Raw genomic sequence first — 20,750 nt, forward strand, 5'->3', positions numbered from 1 at the left:
GCCGAACTCAGAAGTGAAACGCCGTAGCGCCGATGGTAGTGTGGGGTCTCCCCATGTGAGAGTAGGGAACTGCCAGGCATCAAATAAAGCAGAAAGCTCAGTCGAAAGACTGAGCTTTTTGTTTTTGCGTTTAAAAAGAACCCCGTCCCGAAAGGTGCGGGTTTTTTGCTGTGTGCGGCATGCTTCCCCCGGTGGCGCTGCGCTTACCGGGGCTACGGATCCGACATGGGGCTACGCCCCTGTGGCGCGGACAAGCTATGCAGCACTGACTCAGGGTGAAGTTCTGTTACTGCTTCGCTAACCAGCCGACAATAAATGTCGCAATCTGCGGAATATTATTTAAATCCAACAGCGGAAGTGAGGTCGCGATCGATACATCGCTGGCCACGGCGATCGTATGATCATCCATCGTTAACTCTTCCACACGATGGCCGCTGTTTTGCCGAAAAAGGAGGATCTTAGGCACTGCTTCATGCTTGAAACCCTCGACCAAAACAAGGTCCAGTCTGCTGGCATCCATTCGACTGACCAGCCATGTGAGATCTAATTCCGGCTTCTCGGGTGTTTCGGTCATCAGCGCCCACCGCTGTTCGCTGGCGACAATGGTTTGCGCAGCGCCCGCCTTGCGCAATTCATAGCTATCTTTGCCCGGCTTATCCACGTCCATATCATGATGGGTATGCTTGATCAGACCAGGGCGTAATCCTTGAGCGCACAGCTCAGGAATGAGACGCTTTAATAATGTCGTTTTCCCTGTACCGCTCCAGGCGGCAATCGCTAATAGCGGGATCATGATGGCTCCTGCATACGTTGCAAATCCTCGAGCGTATTCACATTCATAAAAGCCGATTTTACCTCGCTGAAGCTAACCGGATGGCCGCCCATCTGGCGCATGAACACCATTACCCGGCGTTCGCCGCTGGCAAGATAGGCCTCCAGATGCGGAATAATTTGACGATGCGCCAGCGCAACGGCGGGATGATCCCGTTCGCCGTCATGGGCCCAAACCACCTGCGCAGCGCTTTTTTGCTGGATAAAGCGCTCAACTAAAAATGACGGAATGAAGGGCGTGTCGCAGGGGCAAAAAACAAACCATGGACTCGCGACCTGCTGCATCACGGCAAGCATACCGGCTAAAGGACCCGGGTACCCCGCCTGCGTATCACGAAACACCGGATATCCACTGGCTTGCCACTGCGTAAGGTGACGGTTGGCGCTAATCACTAACTCATCTACCTGCGGAGCTAATGCCTCCGCGACGTGTCGCCAGAGAGGACGTCCATTGAGCAACTGTAATCCTTTATCAATGCCGCCCATTCGCGTGGCCCTGCCGCCCGCCAGCACGACGCCGGTTATCGCCTCGCTTTGCATATGAATATCGCCTCTTTCATTGTGGGATTGACCCTGTTAACTTGTCCCTATCAAGAGTAAGGAGCATGACCATGAAATGTAAACGTCTGAATGAAGTAATTGAACTCCTCCAGCCCGCCTGGCAGAAAGAGCCTGAACTGAACCTGATGCAATTTTTGCAGAAGCTGGCGAAAGAGGCCGGCTATGATGGCGAACTGAGCGATCTTTCCGATGATATTCTGATCTATCACCTGAAGATGCGTGACTCTTCAAAAGATGCTGTCATCCCGGGTATTCAGAAGGATTATGAAGAGGACTTTAAAACCGCGCTGTTGCGCGCCCGCGGCGTAATAAAAGAGTAAAAGGTTGTAAGCGCTGCCGCGTAAAGCGCAATGAGATGATATCCTGAACTATTCGTACGATTATCGGATGTCAGGATGCACGATAAGGCTTTTACTTTTCAGACGCTTCGCCCGGATACCATTATCGATGGATTATTCGATCTGGGTATGCGGGTGGACTCCGGTCTTACCCCGCTGAACAGCTATGAGAACCGCGTTTATCAGTTCCAGGACGAAGAGCGTCATCGCTATGTGGTGAAGTTCTATCGTCCTGAGCGCTGGTCGGCAGCGCAGATCCTTGAAGAACACCAGTTTGCGCTTCAGCTTGTAGAAGATGAAGTGCCCGTTGCTGCGCCGCTGTTATTTAACGACAGTACGCTTCATCAGCATCAGGGATTTTATTTTGCCGTTTTCCCAAGCCTTGGCGGCCGACAGTTCGAGGCGGATAACCTTGATCAGATGGAGTGGGTTGGCCGTTATCTTGGGCGCCTGCACCAGACCGGGCGCAAACAGCGCTTTTCTGCGCGTCCGGAGATTGGCGTGCAGGAGTATCTGCTGGAACCGCGCCAGGTATTTGAACAGTCGACGCTTATCCCGTCAGGCCTGAAGGCCGATTTCCTGAAGGCGACCGATAAACTTATCGCTGCCGTCATGACCCAATGGCACGGTGGCGGGACTACTTTGCGCCTGCATGGTGACTGCCATGCAGGCAATATCCTCTGGCGCGATGGGCCGCTGTTTGTTGACTTAGACGATGCGCGAACCGGCCCGGCGATTCAGGATCTGTGGATGCTGCTCAACGGCGATAAGGCTGAACAGCGTATGCAGCTGGAGACCATCGTCGAGGCCTATGAGGAATTCAGCCCCTTTAACAGCGATGAAATCGCGCTTATTGAACCTTTACGCGCCATGCGACTGGTTTATTATCTGGCGTGGTTGCTCAGACGCTGGGACGATCCGGCTTTCCCGGTTAATTTCCCCTGGTTAACCGGGGAGGATTACTGGCGAGGGCAGACGTCTACTTTTCTCGAGCAGGTGAAGGTTCTACAGGAACCCCCGCTTCAGTTAACGCCAATGTATTAATGTGATATATCCAGGAGAGAGTAAATCATGAAAAAAGTTTGGCTGGCGCTGGCTGGTATGATTCTGGCTTTTAGTGCATCCGCTGCCCAGATCACCGACGGCAAGCAGTACATCACTCTTGATAAGCCGGTTGCTGGCGAGCCACAGGTGCTTGAGTTCTTTTCATTCTACTGCCCGCACTGCTATCAGTTTGAAGAAGTGCTGCATGTCTCTGACAGCGTGCGCCAGAAACTGCCAGAAGGCACCAAAATGACCAAATACCACGTCGAGTTCCTGGGGCCGCTGGGCAAGGAGCTGACGCAGGCATGGGCTGTTGCCATCGCGCTGGGCGTTGAAGATAAAATTACGGCGCCGATGTTCGAAGCGGTGCAGAAAAACCAGACCGTGCAGAGCCTGGCTGACATTCGTAAAGTGTTCGTCGACGCTGGCGTGAAAGGGGAAGACTACGATGCCGCATGGAACAGCTTCGTGGTGAAATCTCTGGTCGCTCAGCAGGAGAAAGCGGCAGCCGATCTGCAGCTGCAGGGGGTACCGGCTATGTACGTCAATGGTAAGTACCAGCTGAACCCGCAGGGGATGGACACCAGCAATATGGATGTCTTCGTCGCTCAGTATGCGGATACCGTGAAGCAGCTGGTTGAGAAGAAATAAAAAAAACGCCGGTCACTGACCGGCGTTACTCTATCTGCTTTACCGTGGCGTCCTTTCTTTGTCCCGCATGATGTCAGTTAACTGACGGTCTTTCTCTTCCCACAGCCCATTCAGCCAGCGCTGGAAGCCACGCTTAAAGTTCTTATCGTTGACGTAATCGCCGTGTAGCTCCTCGCCAATCGGTACCAGATTGACACGAACCACAATGCGCGTCAGTCGGCCGCTTAACATGTCGTAAAACGGCCTTGCATTATTTTCCGGGTAGCACAGCGTAACGTTCAGCAGTTTATCGAACTGCGAACCGAGAACATTGAGCGCCATGGCAATACCTGCCGCTTTCGGTGGTAAAAGATTGTGGTAAGGGGAGCGCGTCTCGCGCTTTTTTGCGTCGGTAAAACGCGATCCTTCCACGAAATTGACGATAGTCGTCGGATGTGAGCGGAATTTCTCACATGAACGGCGGGTGGTTTCGACATCTTTACCACGGCGTTCCGGGTGACGAATAAGATAGCTACGCGAATAGCGGCGCATAAAAGGCATATCCAGCGCCCAGCAGGCGAGACCGATGAACGGTACCCACGCCAGCTGCTGTTTAAGGAAGTACTTATTCATCGGAATATGCTTGCGGAACAGTACGCACAGCACCACGATATCTGCCCAGCTGTGGTGGTTGCTGATCAGCAGATACCAGTTCTTTTTGTTCAGGCCTTCCAGACCCTGGACGTCCCATTTTAGCCAGGGATTGAGATGCAACAGCAGCGCCAGCCCTTCGCACCAGCAGTACATCATAAAATTGCAAAAAACGGATATAGAGCGCCATACCGCTGGAATGGGGACCAGCAGTTTAATCAGCCCGGCGACGATGATCGGTACAGAGCAGATAACGGTGACTAAGATGGTTAAGGCGATACTCAGCGGAAGTGTTATCGCAGCGAGTAATCTCGACATAGTTAGTTTATTCAGAAAGTTAGGCTGACAAAGAGCGCCTTTAAGCTGCGCAAGGGCCTGATTTTACCAGAAAACGCGGCAAATGACGGGTCTTACCAGAACAGAAAAAAACAAGGATCTTCTATCCACATGGAAGATTAGGTCATCAAATTAATGCCAGGATCGTTGATCTGTTTTTAAGTGATTGATAAATATTAATTAATACTATTTATTCATTTATTTCCCGGGGCGGATAAGCTGACGTTGTAAAACTATGCACAAAGTTATCCACAAGCTAAGTTGTCGCGCGATCGCGACGATCGTTGAATCTTTTCCGCGAAATGCGGGAAAAATTCAGGATTTCATGCCCGTCTGTGGCATCCTTTATCCATAATCTGATAAACAGGCACGGAAATTATGGTTCAGATCCCAGAAAACCCTCTCATCCTCGTTGACGGCTCCTCCTATCTTTATCGGGCGTATCATGCGTTTCCGCCGCTGACTAACAGCGCAGGGGAGCCCACCGGGGCTATGTACGGCGTACTGAATATGCTGCGCAGTTTGATTCTGCAGTATCAACCGACTCATGCCGTCGTGGTCTTTGATGCGAAAGGGAAAACCTTCCGTGATGAATTGTTCGAACATTACAAATCTCACCGCCCGCCGATGCCGGACGATCTGCGCGCGCAGATTGAGCCGTTGCATAAGATGGTGAAAGCGATGGGGCTGCCGCTGATGGCGGTCCCGGGCGTCGAAGCTGACGATGTGATTGGCACCCTGGCGCGGGAAGCGGAAAGGGCCGGACGTCCGGTGCTGATCAGTACCGGCGATAAAGACATGGCCCAGCTGGTGACGCCGGGGATCACCCTGATCAATACCATGACCAACACTATCCTCGGGCCGGATGAGGTGGTTACCAAATACGGCGTCCCGCCGGAGCTGATTATTGATTTCCTGGCGCTGATGGGCGACTCCTCGGATAACATTCCTGGCGTGCCGGGCGTGGGCGAAAAGACCGCCCAGGCGCTGCTGCAAGGCCTTGGCGGCCTCGATACGCTGTATGCGGAACCGGAGAAAATCGCTGAACTGAGCTTCCGCGGCGCGAAAACGATGGCGGCGAAGCTGGAGCAGAACAAGGAGGTGGCTTATCTCTCTTATCAGCTGGCGACCATCAAAACCGACGTCGAGCTGGAGCTCACTTGTGAAGAGCTTGAGGTGCAGCCGCCGGCGGCAGACGATCTGCTGGCGCTGTTCAGACAGTATGAGTTTAAGCGCTGGACCACCGACGTTGAAGCCGGGAAATGGCTGCAGGCGAAGGGGGGCAAACCGGCTGCGAAACCTGCAGTGCCTGCAGCAGCGGCAGAAGCCGAAGAAGAGGTTGAAGCCGCTACTGCACTTTCAGCAGAGCACTATGTCACTATCCTTGATGAGGCCACGCTGCTCACCTGGATCGATAAGCTGAAGCAGGCGCCGCTCTTTGCCTTTGATACGGAAACCGACAGCCTGGATAACATCTCCGCCAACATGGTCGGCCTTTCATTCGCTGTTGAGCCGGGCGTGGCCGCCTATGTCCCGGTAGCGCATGATTACCTTGATGCGCCGGACCAGATCCCGCGCGAGCGCGTGCTGGCGCTGCTTAAACCGCTGCTGGAGGATGAGAAGCTGCTCAAGGTTGGGCAAAATCTCAAATACGATCGCGGCATTTTGGCTAATTACGACATTGAGCTGCGCGGGATTGCGTTCGATACCATGCTGGAATCTTACATTCTCGACAGCGTGGCGGGCCGCCACGATATGGACAGTCTTTCCGACCGCTGGCTGAAGCATAAAACGATTACCTTCGAAGAGATCGCTGGCAAGGGTAAGAATCAGCTCACCTTTAACCAGATTGCGCTGGAAGAGGCTGGTCGCTACGCGGCGGAAGATGCCGACGTCACGCTTCAGTTGCATCTGAAAATGTGGCCGAAGCTGCAGCAGCATGAAGGTCCGCTGAATATCTTCCAGCACATTGAAATGCCGCTGGTGCCGGTGCTGTCTCGCGTTGAGCGCAATGGCGTTAAAATCGACCCCGCCGTGCTGCATGCGCACTCGCAGGAAATTGCCCAGCGCCTGGTTGAGCTGGAGCAGCGGGCGCATGAGATCGCCGGGGAAGCGTTTAATCTCTCCTCCACCAAACAGCTGCAAACGATCCTATTTGAAAAACAGGGTATCAAACCGCTGAAGAAGACGCCGGGCGGCGCGCCGTCAACCTCTGAAGAGGTACTGGAAGAGCTGGCGCTCGATTACCCGTTGCCGAAAGTGATTCTGGAGTACCGTGGGCTGGCGAAGCTGAAGTCGACCTATACCGATAAGCTGCCGCTGATGATTAACCCCAAAACGGGCCGCGTGCATACCTCCTATCATCAGGCGGTTACCGCCACTGGCCGTTTGTCGTCTACCGATCCTAACCTGCAAAACATTCCGGTGCGTAACGAAGAAGGGCGCCGTATTCGCCAGGCGTTTATCGCGCCGGAAGATTACGTCATTGTCTCGGCGGACTACTCGCAAATCGAGCTGCGCATTATGGCGCACCTGTCGCGGGATAAAGGCCTGCTGACCGCCTTCGCGGAAGGGAAGGATATTCACCGGGCGACGGCGGCTGAAGTGTTTGGCTTACCGCTGGACAGCGTCAGCAGCGAACAGCGGCGCAGTGCGAAAGCTATCAACTTCGGTCTGATCTATGGCATGAGCGCCTTTGGCCTGGCCCGCCAGCTGAACATCCCGCGTAAAGAAGCGCAGAAGTACATGGATCTTTATTTCGAGCGTTATCCGGGCGTGCTGGAGTATATGGAGCGCACCCGCGCACAGGCGAAGGAGCAAGGTTATGTTGAAACGCTGGATGGCCGTCGACTCTATTTACCGGATATCAAGTCCAGCAATGGCGCTCGTCGCGCCGGTGCGGAACGTGCGGCGATTAACGCCCCGATGCAGGGGACGGCTGCGGATATCATCAAGCGGGCGATGATTGCCGTTGATGAATGGCTGCGCAGCGAGAAGCCTCGCGTGCGGATGATCATGCAGGTTCACGATGAACTGGTCTTTGAAGTGCATAAAGATGAGCTTGATGCCGTATCGAAAAAGATCCACGAACTGATGGAGAACAGCACTACGCTGGCGGTACCGTTGCTGGTGGAAGTGGGCAGCGGAGAAAACTGGGATCAAGCGCACTAAGTATACAAAGCGCAACGCGATTTTCTGTAAGTAAGCAACATAACTTATAGAGTTTTGTGAGGATCATTTGAATTTGCTATGTAAATAGTGAAAAAAAACTACAAAAAATGCTTTATCCGTGAGCGAAAGAAGAGTAGAGTTATTCGCGTAGGGTACAGAGGTAAGATGTTCTATCTTTCAGACCTTTTACTTCACGTAATCGGATTTGGCTGAATATTTTAGCCGCCCCGGTCATTTATGACCGGGGCGTTTTTTATTGCGCGAAAGAAAAGTGGCAAAGGGACAGGACACGCTTGGGCTTGATTCTGGAGAGGAACCCGGATAAGGCGCGGTACGCTCTTATCCGGCTGTTCGTGACGATTACTCGTCTGCGGCGCGCTCTTCTTCCTGCGGCGGGATTTCGTTAAACCAGCTATCCAGCTTCTGTCGCAGCTTATCCACGCCAGATTTTTTCAGTGAGGAGAAGGGTTCAACCTGGACATCGCCATTGAAGGCCAGTACCGCTTCACGCACCATATTCACTTGCGCTTTACGCGCGCCGCTGGCGAGCTTATCGGCTTTGGTCAGCAGCACCAGCACTTGAATATCGCTTTCTACCGCCCATTGGATCATCTGCTGATCGAGATCTTTAAGCGGGTGGCGAATGTCCATCAGAACCACCAGGCCCTTCAGGCACAGACGTTTTTCCAGGTATTCTCCCAGCGCGCGCTGCCACTTGATCTTCATCTCTTCCGGGACTTGCGCATAACCATAGCCGGGCAGGTCGACCAGGCGTTTGCCTTCGGCAACTTCGAACAGGTTAATCAGCTGTGTACGTCCGGGCGTTTTGGAGGTCCGCGCCAGGCTTTTCTGGTTGGTCAGCGTATTCAGTGCGCTGGATTTTCCCGCATTGGAGCGGCCGGCGAATGCCACTTCAATACCAGTATCGGCAGGAAGATGGCGGATATCTGGCGCGCTGGTGACAAAGTGCGTCAGTTGATAATTCCAGTTGGTCAAGACGGTCGTCTCCGTTAAAACAGGCTATGGCAGGGATTATACCTGAACAGCAGAAAAAGGCTGTTTTTACCGCACGCCGGTTCTGTAAGTAAAAACCCTGCACTTTGTGAGACATTGGCTATTCTTCGTATAGGACATGCCTGAGAAAAATAAGGCCAATAAATCATAACCATATGAAACTAAATAAATTATAAAAATAGAGAAATCTGAAAGTAGATTTTTAACGGCCAGACTGGTTGTCGATTTTTGTCAACACGGTAAAGTAATACACAACGGCGAGGATGCTGAAAAGGATGAGGACTCAGGACGAGGGGTCAGGAAGCGCCAGGAGGCGAAGACCACAGGATTGTCAGGATGACACGCGTTTTGGAAACGTTTCAAAGGGAAAAGGAAGAAACAGGGACCGTTGGACGCTAAGGGAAAGACAGGGTAAGTCGTTAGCGAACAGGGAAAGAAGAGCCCGTTAAGGGTGGTCAGTGAGGAAAAAGGCGACAGAGTAATCTGTCGCCTTTTTTCTTTGCTTGCTTTCTGCTAGATTCCGCCTCAATTCTATACTGAATAATACTGTCTGAAGATTACACACCATGAAAAAACCGACATCCGCCACCCGTGGCAAATCCGGCCGCAAGTCGCGTGAAGAGTTAAATCAGGAAGCTCGCGATCGCAAACGGCAGAAGAAACATCGTGGCCACGCGGCAGGAAGTCGCGCGAACGGCGGCGATGCGGCTTCAGCGGGTAAAAAACAGCGCCAGGCGCAAGATCCGCGCGTGGGCAGCAAAAAACCAATCCCGCTGGGCGTGAGCGAAAGCAGCGCTCCAGCTCCCAAGCAGCATAAACCAAAGAGCGAGAAACCTATGCTTTCACCGCAGGCTGAGCTGGAGTTGCTGGAGAATGATGAGCGCCTGGACGCGCTGCTGGAACGTCTGGAAGAGGGCGGTACCCTGAATGCTGAAGAGCAGAGCTGGGTGGATGCCAAACTGGATCGTATTGATGAGCTGATGCAGCAGCTCGGCCTCTCTTACGATGACGAAGATGAAGAAGAGGAAGAGCGTCAGGAAGATATGATGCGTCTGCTGAAGGGTGGAAACTAACATTTGCATCCCATCGGATCCCCGGTACTGCTTATAACCCTTCTGGTTATATGTTATCTGCTGTGGTTATTCGTTAAACTACGACGGTTGTCGCGGCGTCAGAAATGGCTGCGCAACCGGCTCATGACCCGCGGTGCGGTGGGGCCGGGACGGCGTACCCGTCGGCGGCACCATCGGAAGGAGTGAGCATGTCTGAGCAGATAATCGACTGGGATCTGGCCCTGATCCAGAAATATAACTATTCCGGGCCGCGCTATACCTCGTATCCCACCGCGCTGGAGTTTTCACCACAATTCGGCGCGGCGGAATTCGATGCCGCTGTGGCCCGTTACCCACAGCGCCCCCTGTCGCTGTATGTGCATATCCCGTTTTGCCATAAGCTGTGTTATTTCTGCGGCTGCAATAAGATCGTCACCCGCCAGCAGCATAAGGCCGATCAGTATCTCGATCTCCTTGAACAGGAGATCATCCACCGCTCGCCGCTGTTTGCCAACCGTCAGGTTAAGCAACTGCACTGGGGAGGCGGTACGCCGACCTATCTCAATAAGGCGCAAATCAGTCGCCTGATGGATCTGTTGCGTACCCATTTTCATTTCAGCGCCGAAGCCGAGATCTCTATCGAGGTCGATCCGCGTGAAATCGAGCTGGATGTCCTTGATCATTTACGCGCTGAGGGTTTCAACCGCCTGAGTATGGGCGTGCAGGACTTCAATAAAGAGGTTCAGCGTCTGGTTAACCGCGAGCAGGACGAAGCGTTCATCTTTGACTTGCTTCGCCATGCGCGGGAGATTGGATTTACTTCGACCAATATCGACCTCATCTACGGCCTGCCGAAGCAAACGCCGGAGAGCTTTGCCTTCACCCTGCAAAAGGTCGCCGAGCTCAACCCTGACCGCCTGAGCGTGTTTAACTACGCGCATCTGCCTACGCTCTTTGCCGCACAGCGCAAAATTAAAGATGCCGATCTGCCCTCCGCTGAACAGAAGCTGGAGATCCTCCAGGAGACCATCGGCTCGCTGACGGCGGCGGGCTATCAGTTTATCGGCATGGACCACTTCGCGCGTCCTGATGATGAATTAGCGGTCGCGCAACGTCACGGCGTACTGCATCGCAACTTCCAGGGCTACACCACTCAGGGCGATACCGATTTGCTGGGGATGGGCGTGTCTGCGATCAGCATGATTGGCGACAGCTACGCTCAGAACCAAAAAGAGCTGAAGCAGTACTACCAGCAGGTGGCGGAGCAAGGGAACGCCCTGTGGCGCGGGATAGCGTTAACCCGTGACGACTGTTTGCGTCGCGACGTGATTAAGGCGTTGATCTGTAACTTCCGTCTGGATATTGATGCCGTCGAAGCGCAGTGGGCCGTGGATTTTCAGACTTATTTTGCCGAGGACCTGAAACTGCTGGCGCCGCTGGCGCATGACGGGCTGGTGGTGGTGGAGAGTAAGGCTATCCAGGTAACGGCGAAAGGCCGCCTGCTGATCCGCAACATCTGCATGTGCTTTGATGCCTATCTCCGGCAAAAGGCTCGGATGCAGCAGTTCTCACGGGTGATTTAATGTTTTCCCCCTCTCCCGCAGGAGAGGGGGAACAATTAGCTGAACAGCCCGACCAGCGCAGCGCACAGCACGGCAGCGACTGCCGTTTGCGGCGTGTGACTCGCAGCGGCGCCGCTCGATATCATACTCACCAGTGATTCAAACATGATGCTCTCCCCTAATGCCGGGCACGATCATACTCAACTCATCGGAACAGTAAAGTACAAAATAGCAGCACTTTGCGCTGATCGGCTATTTTTCATCACGCCGTCAAACCCTACTCCATACCCAACTCTTTTAGCTTACGCGTCAGGGTATTACGACCCCATCCCAGCAGGCGCGCAGCCTCCTGTTTATGTCCTTGAGTATGACGCAGGGCGGTTGTCAGCAGCGTGCGTTCCATTTCGGGTTGCGCTTCTGAGAGCAGGTTTTGATGACCGGAGCGCAGCGCCCGATCGGCCCACTGACCCAGCAGCGTCGCCCAGCTGTCTGGCTGCATCTGCGTCGGGCTATCAGGAATGGTGGTCTCAAACAGTTCGCTCGGCAGATCCTGCGTCAGCACCTCCTGGCCGGCGGCCATGACGGTGAGCCAGCGACAGGTGTTTTCCAGCTGGCGAACGTTGCCCGGCCACGCCAGGCGGGTCAGCGCTGTCTCCGTTTCCGGATGCAGCTGTTTGGCTTCAACACCTAGCTCGCGGGCGGCAATCTGCAGAAAATGGCGGGCCAGACGAGGAATATCTTCCCGACGCTCGCGCAGCGGCGGCAAATGCACCCGGATCACGTTCAGGCGGTGGAATAAATCTTCACGGAATTTCCCCTCCTGCACCCGCTGCTCCAGATTCTGGTGGGTGGCGGCGATGATCCGCACATCGACCTTCACCGGCGCGTAACCGCCCACGCGATAAAACTGGCCATCCGCCAGAACGCGCAGCAGGCGAGTCTGGACATCCAGCGGCATATCGCCAATTTCATCCAGGAACAGCGTGCCGCCGTCAGCCTGTTCAAAGCGACCCTGACGGACGGTATTGGCGCCGGTAAAGGCCCCTTTTTCATGCCCAAACAGTTCCGATTCGATCAGGTCCTTGGGGATCGCCGCCATATTCAGCGCGATAAATGGCGCTTTTGAGCGCGGGCTATGACGATGCAGGGCATGAGCGACAAGCTCTTTACCGGTACCGGATTCGCCATTGATCAGCACGCTGATGGATGAGCGCGACAGACGGCCAATAATGCGAAAGACATCCTGCATGGCCGGCGCCTCGCCAATGATATCGGCGGTGGGGCTGCTTATCGGCGCATTTCGCGGCTGCTGCTGCTCCTGATAGTGGCTAATCGCCCGGTCGACGAGGGCGACGGCTTCATCGATATCAAAAGGTTTGGGCAGATAATCAAACGCGCCTTGTTGATAAGCGCTGACCGCGGCGTCCAGATCGGAATGCGCGGTCATTATGATGACCGGAAGCATTGGATGACGCTGCTTAATCTGTTTGAGCAGCGCCAGGCCATCCATTCCCGGCATACGGATATCTGACAGCAGTACATCCGGGGTTTTGGTGGTGAGGGCATCTAGCACCTCATTGCCGCTTTCGAACGTTGTGCAGCTCAAGCCGGCTCCGGTGAGCGCGCGTTCAAGCACCCAGCGGATGGAGCTATCGTCATCAACGATCCAGGCTATCCCTCGTTGCATAAACACCTCTACTTCCGAATAGGCAGGTATACCGAAAATTCGGTATGACCCGGCCAGCTGGTGAATTCAATTTTGCCGGAGTGCTGATCGATAAGGCTTCGGGCGATAGATAAGCCCAGGCCGGTACCGCCTTCGCGGCCGCTGACCATCGGATAAAACAACGTATCCTGGAGCTGGGGCGGAATACCCGGGCCATTATCTTCGACGTCAATACGGGCGGCGAGGCGATAACGCACCCCGTGCAGCGTCAGCTGGAAAGCGGTCCGGGTACGGAGAACAATTTCGCCCCCTTCCGGCCCCAGCGCCTGCAGCGCATTACGGACGATGTTCAGCAACACCTGTTCAATTTGATCCGGGTCGTGGGGGAGTTCCGGCAGGCTGGGGTCGTAATCACGGATCAACTTCACGTTGTCCGGCAACTCCATCGAGACCAGTTTCACTACCCGTTCGGCGACCTTGTGGATGCTTTCGGTAACGTGCATGCCCGGATGCTGTGGCCCGAGCAGGCGATCGACCAGATTTCTCAGCCGGTCGGCCTGCTCGATGATCACTTTGGTATATTCCGTTAGCGCCGGGTCGGGCAGGGCTTTGCTGAGCAGCTGTGCCGCGCCGCGCAGGCCGCCTAACGGGTTTTTAATCTCGTGCGCCAGGCCGCGGACCAGATCGCGGGCGGCGACCTGCTGCGCGTGCTGCAGCTGCTCCTGGCTCAGGCGGCGCTGGTTATCCATCGGCGCCATTTCCAGCAGAATAAAGCCTTCCGGCAGCCGCTGGGCGGTCAGCGACAGGATATGCGAGCGGCCATCGATAACCAGCGTCACTTCGTTATCGGTAAAACCCTGGCCCGCCTGCAGACTCTCCTGCATCAGCCCGATATTCAATGAGAAATAGCTCAACAGCTCAGGTAACGGGGTGCCAAACAGTTTGCGCGAACTCTGCGCCAGCAGCTGCTGGGCCGCAGGATTGGCAAAGTGCACCGCCAGGTCGTCATCGACCAGTAAGATACTGTTGATAAGAGAGTTAAGGATCTGCCCAGCATCGGGCAGTGTGCCTGTTGCCATTCGACAGTCTCCTGAAAAAGAGTGCACCAATTTAGTGCAGTATAGCTTTTTATCGGTAAAAAGCTCGCGAGATCAGCGTGTTGGTGGAGAAAAAAGCCCATCCTGAGATGGGCTGAAAGTTTCCACGGCAACAAAATATCCCGGGCATCCCGCGCCACAACACGACATACCCTGGATTTACAGCAAAATTAGACGCTGTAGTACAGTTCGAACTCAACCGGATGCGGAGTCATGCGTACGCGGTCGTTCTCTTCCAGACGCAGGGCGATGTAAGCATCGATAGCGTCATTAGTGAATACGCCGCCAGCTGTCAGGAACTCGCGGTCAGCATCCAGGGCCTGCAGGGCTTCTTCCAGAGAACCGGCAACCTGCGGGATCTCTTTCGCTTCTTCCGGCGGCAGGTCGTACAGGTTTTTGTCCATTGCTTCGCCCGGATGGATTTTGTTCTTGATACCATCGAGGCCAGCCATCAGCAGCGCCGCAAAGCACAGGTACGGGTTGGCAGCCGGGTCCGGGAAGCGCACTTCGATACGACGCGCTTTCGGAGAGGTCACCACCGGAATACGGATGGAGGCAGAGCGGTTACGGGCAGAGTAAGCCAGCATAACCGGCGCTTCGTAACCCGGGACCAGACGCTTGTAAGAGTTGGTGGTCGGGTTCGCCAGGGCGTTGATGGCTTTAGCGTGTTTGATTACGCCGCCGATGTAGAACAGCGCCTGCTCAGACAGACCTGCGTATTTGTCGCCGGAGAACAGGTTGGTGCCGTTCTTCGCCAGAGACATATGGCAGTGCATACCGGAGCCGTTGTCGCCGAACATCGGTTTCGGCATAAAGGTCGCGGTTTTACCGAAGCGGTGAGCGACGTTGTGAACAACGTATTTGTAAATCTGAATTTCGTCCGCTTTTTTGGTCATGGTGTTGAAGCGGGTTGCCACTTCGTTCTGACCTGCGGTAGCCACTTCGTGGTGGTGAGCTTCAACAACCAGGCCCATCTCTTCCATGATCATACACATGGTGGAACGGATATCCTGAGAAGAGTCTACTGGCGGAACCGGGAAGTAACCCCCTTTCACGCCCGGACGGTGACCTTTGTTACCGCCTTCGTATTTGGTGGAGGAGTTCCACGCACCTTCGATGTCATCGATCGCGACATGGGAGCCGGAGATAGAGGCGCCGAAACGGATGTCGTCGAACAGGAAGAATTCTGGTTCTGGCCCAAACAGGACGGTGTCAGCGATGCCGGTGGCGCGCAGGTACTCTTCAGCGCGTTTCGCGATGGAGCGCGGGTCACGGTCATAGCCCTGCAGGGTGCCTGGCTCGAGGATATCGCAGCGGATGATCAGGGTCGGTTCTTCGTAGAACGGGTCAATGACCGCGGTGGAAGCGTCCGGCATCAGGACCATGTCAGATTCGTTGATACCTTTCCAGCCACCAATCGAGGAGCCATCAAACATTTTGCCTTCTTCGAAGAATTCGGCATTTACCTGATGAGACGGAATCGTGACGTGCTGTTCTTTACCTTTGGTATCGGTGAAGCGCAGATCGACAAACTTCACTTCATGCTCGTTCAGCATCGTCAAAACGTGTTCAGCGGACATACTTAAACTCTCCCGGATTGGTCATTGTCGTCGTGGTAACGAAAACTTCATACTGCTTAAAAGTGGCGTTGTTGCCTTAAAAAATATAAAGCGAAATCTGTGCCAACTTTTAAATGCCCTATAAAACGCTGTATCATGCGCACCATAGTGCAAAAGGACTGCACCATGATGGAGATAATGCACCAAAATAGTGCCTCAGTGTGAACATTGAGCACCATTTTGGTGCAATTTTTGTTACGGTGCCCTTTTATCGCTCCGTGAAAGCGGTCACAAAGAAACTCTGCAATACTTGTTTGCGGAGGATGTTTGTGATCCTGTTCAGTCCTTCGCTTAATACGTGTACAATAACGCGCTATTTCTAATGCCTGAGGCAAAGTTGTGATCGAAAATCTGCGTAATATCGCCATCATCGCGCACGTTGACCATGGTAAAACTACCCTGGTTGACAAGCTGCTACAGCAATCCGGTACGTTCGACGCACGTACTGAAGCACAAGAACGTGTGATGGACTCCAACGATTTGGAGAAAGAGCGTGGGATTACCATCCTCGCGAAAAACACCGCAATCAAATGGAATGATTACCGTATCAACATCGTTGATACCCCAGGGCACGCCGACTTCGGAGGTGAAGTTGAGCGTGTTATGTCCATGGTTGACTCTGTGCTGCTGGTGGTAGATGCCTTTGATGGCCCGATGCCGCAAACGCGCTTCGTGACCAAAAAAGCTTTTGCCCACGGTCTGAAGCCGATCGTGGTCATCAACAAAGTTGACCGCCCGGGCGCGCGTCCGGACTGGGTTGTCGATCAGGTGTTCGACCTGTTCGTTAACCTCGACGCGACCGACGAACAGCTGGACTTCCCGATCGTTTACGCGTCCGCGCTGAACGGTATCGCGGGTCTGGACCACGAAGACATGGCTGAAGACATGACCCCGCTGTACCAGGCGATTGTCGATCGCGTGCCGGCGCCGGACGTTGACCTTGACGGTCCGCTGCAGATGCAGATCTCCCAGCTGGACTACAACAACTACGTTGGCGTCATCGGCATCGGCCGCATCAAACGCGGTAAAGTGAAGCCGAACCAGCAGGTCACCATCATCGATAGCGAAGGCAAAACCCGTAACGGTAAAGTCGGTAAAGTACTGACCCACCTGGGTCTTGAGCGTATCGAGAGCGACGTAGCTGAAGCTGGCGACATCATCGCGATCACCGGTCTGGGCGAGCTGAACATCTCCGACACCATCTGCGACCCGCAGAATGTCGAAGCGCTGCCGGCCCTGTCCGTCGATGAACCGACCGTTTCCATGTTCTTCAACGTCAACACCTCTCCGTTCTGCGGTAAAGAAGGTAAGTTCGTTACCTCTCGCCAGATTCTGGACCGCCTGAACAAAGAGCTGGTGCACAACGTGGCGCTGCGCGTTGAAGAAACCGAAGACGCTGATGCGTTCCGCGTTTCCGGCCGTGGTGAACTGCACCTGTCCGTTCTGATTGAAAACATGCGTCGTGAAGGTTTCGAGATGGCGGTTTCCCGTCCGAAAGTTATCTTCCGTGAAATCGACGGCCGTAAACAAGAGCCGTTCGAGAACGTGACGCTGGACGTCGAAGAGCAGCACCAGGGTTCTGTTATGCAGGCGCTGGGCGAGCGTAAAGGCGACCTGAAAAACATGAATCCGGACGGAAAAGGCCGCGTACGTCTCGACTACGTGATCCCAAGCCGCGGTCTGATCGGCTTCCGTTCAGAGTTCATGACCATGACCTCCGGTACCGGTCTGCTGTACTCCACCTTCAGCCACTACGACGACGTTCGTCCGGGCGAAGTGGGCCAGCGTAACAACGGCGTGCTGATCTCCAACGGTCAGGGTAAAGCGGTAGCGTTCGCCCTGTTCGGTCTGCAGGATCGCGGTAAGCTGTTCCTCGGTCACGGTGCGGAAGTTTACGAAGGCCAGATCATCGGTATTCACAGCCGTTCTAACGACCTGACGGTAAACTGCCTGACCGGTAAGAAACTGACCAACATGCGTGCGTCTGGTACTGACGAAGCCACGGTTCTGGTTCCGCCGGTTAAGATGACCCTGGAGCAGGCTCTGGAGTTCATCGATGACGACGAACTGGTAGAAGTCACTCCGACCTCTATCCGTATCCGTAAACGTCACCTGACCGAGAACGACCGTAAACGCGCGATGCGCGGTGCAAAAGAAGAGTAATTTATTCTTCTTGTTGTTCGTAAAACCCCGCCTCTCCGGCGGGGTTTCTTTTTTTGATTCCTGCATCACACGCCAATAGTCAAATCCTGCCTTTCCCGCTAAAGTTAATTTTCCACGGCGCGGAAGGAGACGAAAATGCTCTATATCTTTGATTTAGGTAATGTGATTGTCGACATTGACTTCAACCGGGTATTGGGGGCCTGGAGCGATTTAACCCGCATCCCGCTGGCGACGCTGAAGCAGCATTTCACCATGGGAGAGGCATTCCATCAGCATGAGCGCGGCGAGCTCAGCGATGAAGATTTTGCCGCCGCCATGTGCCATGAAATGAATATGTCCCTCAGCTATGAGCAGTTTGCTCACGGCTGGCAGGCGGTGTTTGTCGCGCTGCGTCCGGAAGTGATTGCGATCATGCAAAAACTGCGTGCCCAGGGCCATCGCGTGGTGGTGCTCTCCAATACCAATCGTCTTCACACCACGTTCTGGCCGGATGAATACCCGGAAGTGCGCGCTGCCGCCGATCGCATCTATCTGTCTCAGGAGATGGGAATGCGTAAGCCTGAAGCGCAAATTTATCAGCGAGTACTGGAAGAAGAGGGTTTTTCCGCCGCAGATACGGTCTTTTTTGATGATAACGTCGATAATATAGCAGGGGCTAACCGGTTGGGGATCACCAGTATTCTGGTGACCGGGAAGAAGACCATCCCTGACTATTTCGCGAAACAGCTATGTTAAGAACCGTTCATCAAAAATTACTCCACCATACCCGGCCGCTGCTGGCGTGGCTTAAGCTGCTGTGGCGGCGTATTGATGAAGACCATATGACCACCCTGGCGGGGAACCTCGCCTATGTGTCATTACTGTCCCTGGTGCCGCTGATTGCCGTCGTGTTCGCGCTGTTTGCGGCCTTCCCCATGTTCTCCGAAGTCAGCGTGCAGATCCGCCATTTTATCTTCGCCAATTTTATTCCGGCGACCGGGGATGTGATCCAGGGATATATCGAGCAGTTCGTCGCCAATTCCAGCCGCATGACCGCCGTAGGCGCCTTTGGCCTGATCGTGACCTCGCTGCTGCTGATGTACTCGATCGACAGCGCGCTAAACACCATCTGGCGCAGCACGCGCAGCCGGCCCAAAGTTTACTCCTTTGCGGTCTACTGGATGATCCTGACCCTTGGTCCGCTGCTGGCGGGCGCCAGCCTGGCGATCAGTTCCTATCTGCTGTCGCTGCGCTGGGCAAGCGACCTGGACGGCGTAATTGATAATCTGCTCCGCCTTTTCCCGCTGATCCTCTCCTGGGCAGCATTCTGGCTGCTCTACAGTATTGTACCCACCACCCAGGTGCGTAACCGCGACGCGGTGATCGGGGCGCTGGTGGCGGCGCTGCTGTTCGAGGCAGGTAAAAAAGCGTTTGCCCTCTATATCACCACCTTTCCGTCCTATCAGCTCATTTATGGCGTGATTTCGGTGGTGCCGATTTTGTTCGTCTGGGTGTACTGGACCTGGTGTATCGTCTTGCTTGGCGCTGAAATTACTGTCACTCTCGGTGAATACCGCAAACTTAAAACAGAAGAAACAGAACAACCATGATTGCATTAATTCAACGCGTATCCCGTGCAAGCGTTACCGTGGCGGACGAAGTGACGGGCGAAATTGGCCCGGGGCTTCTGGTCCTGCTGGGGGTCGAAAAAGACGATGATGAACAACAAGCGAATCGCCTCTGCGAGCGCGTGCTGGGCTACCGCATCTTCAGCGATGCGGAGGGGAAAATGAACCTGAATGTTCAGCAGGCGGGCGGCAGCGTGCTGGTGGTTTCGCAATTTACGCTGGCGGCCGATACCGAGCGGGGGATGCGGCCGAGCTTCTCGAAAGGCGCTGCTCCGGACCGCGCTGAGGCGCTATATGAGTATTTTGTCGCCCGCTGTCGCCAGCAGGAAATGAACACCCAGACCGGAAGATTCGCTGCGGATATGCAGGTTTCTTTGGTCAATGATGGTCCCGTGACCTTTTGGTTGCAGGTATGACCCAGCTTCCGGGCAGGCTGCGGGTAACAAAAGAGAGTACGACTATGTATCACCTTCGTGTACCGCAAACAGCAGAAGAGTTAGAGAGCTACTATCAGTTCCGTTGGGAAATGCTGCGTAAGCCGCTGCATCAGCCTAAGGGTTCGGAACGTGACGCCTGGGATGCGATGGCGCATCATCAGATGGTGGTGGATGAAGAGGGCAACCTGGTGGCCGTCGGCCGGCTATATATCAATGCGGAGAATGAAGCTTCCATTCGCTTTATGGCCGTTCATCCCTCGGTGCAGGATAAAGGGCTGGGTACGCTGATGGCGATGACCCTCGAGTCCGTCGCGCGTCAGGAAGGGGTTAAGCGGGTCACCTGTAGCGCTCGCGAAGATGCGGTAGAGTTTTTCGCCAAGCTCGGCTTTGTCAATCAGGGGGAGATTACTACCCCGACCACCACGCCGATCCGTCATTTCCTGATGATTAAACCGGTCGCGTCGCTGGACGATATTCTCCACCGCGGCGACTGGTGCGCGCAGCTACAGCAGGCGTGGTATCAGCATATCCCGCTGAGTGAAAAGATGGGCGTGCGCATTCAGCAGTACACCGGGCAGAAATTTATTACTACCATGCCGGAAGCGGGGAATCAGAATCCGCACCACACGCTATTTGCCGGCAGCTTGTTCTCGCTCGCCACCTTAACCGGATGGGGGCTTATCTGGCTGATGCTGCGCGAGCGGCACCTGGGGGGCACCATCATTCTGGCGGATGCGCACATCCGCTACAGTCAGCCCATTAGCGGCCGCCCCAGCGCCATTGCCGACCTCGGTTCTCTGAGCGGCGATCTTGACCGTCTGGCGCGTGGGCGTAAAGCCCGCGTGCAAATGCAGGTGGAGCTTTTTGGCGACGATAAACAGGGCGTCGTATTCGAGGGGATCTACATCGTGCTGCCGGCGAAGCCCTTTGGCTCTTACGAAGAGGGCGGCAACGAGGAAGAGTAGCCCCGG

General features: G+C 54.7%; 19 protein-coding genes. 11 read left to right on the forward strand and 8 right to left on the reverse strand.

Translation table 11 applies throughout. The annotated features are described in order from the left end of the window. Positions 1 to 286: 286 nt before the first annotated feature. Together mobB and mobA are read right to left on the reverse strand one after the other, a co-directional pair. Entirely contained in the window at positions 287 to 793 is a 507-nt protein-coding gene (gene mobB, locus MKR05_RS24245) for a molybdopterin-guanine dinucleotide biosynthesis protein MobB (protein WP_023291488.1), read from the reverse strand. Continuing rightward, positions 790 to 1,371, reverse strand: coding sequence for a molybdenum cofactor guanylyltransferase MobA (gene mobA / locus MKR05_RS24250; protein WP_226327254.1), 582 nt, complete (start codon positions 1,369 to 1,371; stop codon positions 790 to 792). The genes mobB and mobA overlap by 4 nt, the downstream gene beginning before the upstream one ends. 71 nt (positions 1,372 to 1,442) lie before the next feature. Here mobA and MKR05_RS24255 point away from each other — a divergent pair, with 71 nt between their 5' ends. The 3 genes from MKR05_RS24255 (at position 1,443) to dsbA (ending at position 3,425) form a co-directional block, all read left to right on the forward strand. Beyond that, positions 1,443 to 1,712: a YihD family protein gene (locus MKR05_RS24255; protein ID WP_002882612.1), complete on the forward strand. Its 270-nt coding sequence runs from the start codon at positions 1,443 to 1,445 to the stop codon at positions 1,710 to 1,712. Positions 1,713 to 1,787: 75 nt separating this feature from the next. Further along, the gene (locus MKR05_RS24260; protein WP_004203612.1) at positions 1,788 to 2,774 is read left to right on the forward strand and encodes a serine/threonine protein kinase; all 987 of its coding nucleotides are present in this window, start codon (positions 1,788 to 1,790) and stop codon (positions 2,772 to 2,774) included. Positions 2,775 to 2,801: 27 nt separating this feature from the next. After that, positions 2,802 to 3,425 (forward strand): thiol:disulfide interchange protein DsbA, encoded by a 624-nt coding sequence (gene dsbA / locus MKR05_RS24265; protein WP_004203613.1) that lies wholly within the window; start codon positions 2,802 to 2,804, stop codon positions 3,423 to 3,425. 39 nt (positions 3,426 to 3,464) lie between these two features. Here dsbA and MKR05_RS24270 read toward each other — a convergent pair whose 3' ends face one another. Further along, the gene (locus tag MKR05_RS24270) at positions 3,465 to 4,373 is read right to left on the reverse strand and encodes an acyltransferase (RefSeq protein WP_048336593.1); all 909 of its coding nucleotides are present in this window, start codon (positions 4,371 to 4,373) and stop codon (positions 3,465 to 3,467) included. Between the two features lie 396 nt (positions 4,374 to 4,769). On the opposite strand from MKR05_RS24270, the gene polA reads away from it, so the two are divergent. Then, entirely contained in the window at positions 4,770 to 7,562 is a 2,793-nt protein-coding gene (gene polA, locus MKR05_RS24275) for a DNA polymerase I (protein WP_048296380.1), read from the forward strand. A gap of 360 nt (positions 7,563 to 7,922) precedes the next feature. On the opposite strand, the gene yihA is transcribed toward polA, so the two are convergent. Continuing rightward, positions 7,923 to 8,558, reverse strand: a complete 636-nt coding sequence (gene yihA, locus MKR05_RS24280; protein WP_023291493.1) for a ribosome biogenesis GTP-binding protein YihA/YsxC — start codon at positions 8,556 to 8,558, stop codon at positions 7,923 to 7,925. 584 nt (positions 8,559 to 9,142) lie between these two features. On the opposite strand from yihA, the gene yihI reads away from it, so the two are divergent. Beyond that, positions 9,143 to 9,649, forward strand: coding sequence for a Der GTPase-activating protein YihI (gene yihI, locus MKR05_RS24285; RefSeq protein ID WP_002882743.1), 507 nt, complete (start codon positions 9,143 to 9,145; stop codon positions 9,647 to 9,649). 188 nt (positions 9,650 to 9,837) lie between these two features. Further along, positions 9,838 to 11,211, forward strand: a complete 1,374-nt coding sequence (gene hemN / locus MKR05_RS24290) for an oxygen-independent coproporphyrinogen III oxidase (RefSeq protein WP_044520856.1) — start codon at positions 9,838 to 9,840, stop codon at positions 11,209 to 11,211. A gap of 35 nt (positions 11,212 to 11,246) precedes the next feature. Here the strand turns inward: hemN and MKR05_RS24295 are convergent, their stop codons facing one another. The 4 genes from MKR05_RS24295 to glnA all read right to left on the reverse strand — a co-directional run bounded on the left by MKR05_RS24295 (position 11,247) and on the right by glnA (position 15,533). Further along, positions 11,247 to 11,357: a YshB family small membrane protein gene (locus MKR05_RS24295; RefSeq protein WP_004152951.1), complete on the reverse strand. Its 111-nt coding sequence runs from the start codon at positions 11,355 to 11,357 to the stop codon at positions 11,247 to 11,249. A gap of 110 nt (positions 11,358 to 11,467) precedes the next feature. Beyond that, entirely contained in the window at positions 11,468 to 12,877 is a 1,410-nt protein-coding gene (gene glnG / locus MKR05_RS24300; RefSeq protein WP_002882749.1) for a nitrogen regulation protein NR(I), read from the reverse strand. An 8-nt stretch (positions 12,878 to 12,885) separates the two neighbouring features. Then, entirely contained in the window at positions 12,886 to 13,935 is a 1,050-nt protein-coding gene (gene glnL / locus MKR05_RS24305; RefSeq protein WP_004203621.1) for a nitrogen regulation protein NR(II), read from the reverse strand. 188 nt (positions 13,936 to 14,123) lie between these two features. Further along, positions 14,124 to 15,533: a glutamate--ammonia ligase gene (gene glnA, locus MKR05_RS24310; RefSeq protein ID WP_004203622.1), complete on the reverse strand. Its 1,410-nt coding sequence runs from the start codon at positions 15,531 to 15,533 to the stop codon at positions 14,124 to 14,126. A 378-nt stretch (positions 15,534 to 15,911) separates the two neighbouring features. Here glnA and typA point away from each other — a divergent pair, with 378 nt between their 5' ends. From typA to fabY, 5 genes are all read left to right on the forward strand, one after another. Next, positions 15,912 to 17,735 carry a ribosome-dependent GTPase TypA gene (gene typA / locus MKR05_RS24315; protein WP_023291496.1) on the forward strand — a complete coding sequence of 608 codons (1,824 nt, stop codon included), beginning with the start codon at positions 15,912 to 15,914 and terminating at the stop codon, positions 17,733 to 17,735. A 135-nt stretch (positions 17,736 to 17,870) separates the two neighbouring features. Continuing rightward, positions 17,871 to 18,470 (forward strand): glucose-1-phosphatase, encoded by a 600-nt coding sequence (yihX, locus tag MKR05_RS24320; protein ID WP_017899838.1) that lies wholly within the window; start codon positions 17,871 to 17,873, stop codon positions 18,468 to 18,470. After that, positions 18,464 to 19,324, forward strand: coding sequence for a virulence factor BrkB family protein (locus MKR05_RS24325; RefSeq protein WP_004203625.1), 861 nt, complete (start codon positions 18,464 to 18,466; stop codon positions 19,322 to 19,324). The genes yihX and MKR05_RS24325 overlap by 7 nt, the downstream gene beginning before the upstream one ends. Then, positions 19,321 to 19,758, forward strand: coding sequence for a D-aminoacyl-tRNA deacylase (dtd, locus tag MKR05_RS24330; protein ID WP_072422460.1), 438 nt, complete (start codon positions 19,321 to 19,323; stop codon positions 19,756 to 19,758). Before MKR05_RS24325 ends, dtd begins: the two co-directional genes overlap by 4 nt. Positions 19,759 to 19,802: 44 nt before the next feature. Next, positions 19,803 to 20,744 carry a fatty acid biosynthesis protein FabY gene (gene fabY, locus MKR05_RS24335; RefSeq protein ID WP_268018983.1) on the forward strand — a complete coding sequence of 314 codons (942 nt, stop codon included), beginning with the start codon at positions 19,803 to 19,805 and terminating at the stop codon, positions 20,742 to 20,744. The last annotated feature ends 6 nt before the right edge of the window (positions 20,745 to 20,750 follow it).

The organism is Klebsiella sp. K5-204, assembly GCF_030128585.1.
In the GTDB taxonomy this organism is placed as follows: Bacteria; Pseudomonadota; Gammaproteobacteria; order Enterobacterales; family Enterobacteriaceae; genus Klebsiella; species Klebsiella quasipneumoniae.

Excerpts from the sequence above, each read along its gene's own strand:
- mobB (WP_023291488.1), bottom strand. The coding sequence starts at position 793 with ATGATCCCGCTATTAGCGATTGCCGCCTGGAGCGGTACAGGGAAAACG.
- mobA (WP_226327254.1), bottom strand. The coding sequence starts at position 1,371 with ATGCAAAGCGAGGCGATAACCGGCGTCGTGCTGGCGGGCGGCAGGGCC.
- MKR05_RS24255 (WP_002882612.1), top strand. The coding sequence starts at position 1,443 with ATGAAATGTAAACGTCTGAATGAAGTAATTGAACTCCTCCAGCCCGCC.
- MKR05_RS24260 (WP_004203612.1), top strand. The coding sequence starts at position 1,788 with ATGCACGATAAGGCTTTTACTTTTCAGACGCTTCGCCCGGATACCATT.
- dsbA (WP_004203613.1), top strand. The coding sequence starts at position 2,802 with ATGAAAAAAGTTTGGCTGGCGCTGGCTGGTATGATTCTGGCTTTTAGT.
- MKR05_RS24270 (WP_048336593.1), bottom strand. The coding sequence starts at position 4,373 with ATGTCGAGATTACTCGCTGCGATAACACTTCCGCTGAGTATCGCCTTA.
- polA (WP_048296380.1), top strand. The coding sequence starts at position 4,770 with ATGGTTCAGATCCCAGAAAACCCTCTCATCCTCGTTGACGGCTCCTCC.
- yihI (WP_002882743.1), top strand. The coding sequence starts at position 9,143 with ATGAAAAAACCGACATCCGCCACCCGTGGCAAATCCGGCCGCAAGTCG.
- hemN (WP_044520856.1), top strand. The coding sequence starts at position 9,838 with ATGTCTGAGCAGATAATCGACTGGGATCTGGCCCTGATCCAGAAATAT.
- MKR05_RS24295 (WP_004152951.1), bottom strand. The coding sequence starts at position 11,357 with ATGTTTGAATCACTGGTGAGTATGATATCGAGCGGCGCCGCTGCGAGT.
- glnG (WP_002882749.1), bottom strand. The coding sequence starts at position 12,877 with ATGCAACGAGGGATAGCCTGGATCGTTGATGACGATAGCTCCATCCGC.
- glnL (WP_004203621.1), bottom strand. The coding sequence starts at position 13,935 with ATGGCAACAGGCACACTGCCCGATGCTGGGCAGATCCTTAACTCTCTT.
- glnA (WP_004203622.1), bottom strand. The coding sequence starts at position 15,533 with ATGTCCGCTGAACACGTTTTGACGATGCTGAACGAGCATGAAGTGAAG.
- yihX (WP_017899838.1), top strand. The coding sequence starts at position 17,871 with ATGCTCTATATCTTTGATTTAGGTAATGTGATTGTCGACATTGACTTC.
- MKR05_RS24325 (WP_004203625.1), top strand. The coding sequence starts at position 18,464 with ATGTTAAGAACCGTTCATCAAAAATTACTCCACCATACCCGGCCGCTG.
- dtd (WP_072422460.1), top strand. The coding sequence starts at position 19,321 with ATGATTGCATTAATTCAACGCGTATCCCGTGCAAGCGTTACCGTGGCG.
- fabY (WP_268018983.1), top strand. The coding sequence starts at position 19,803 with ATGTATCACCTTCGTGTACCGCAAACAGCAGAAGAGTTAGAGAGCTAC.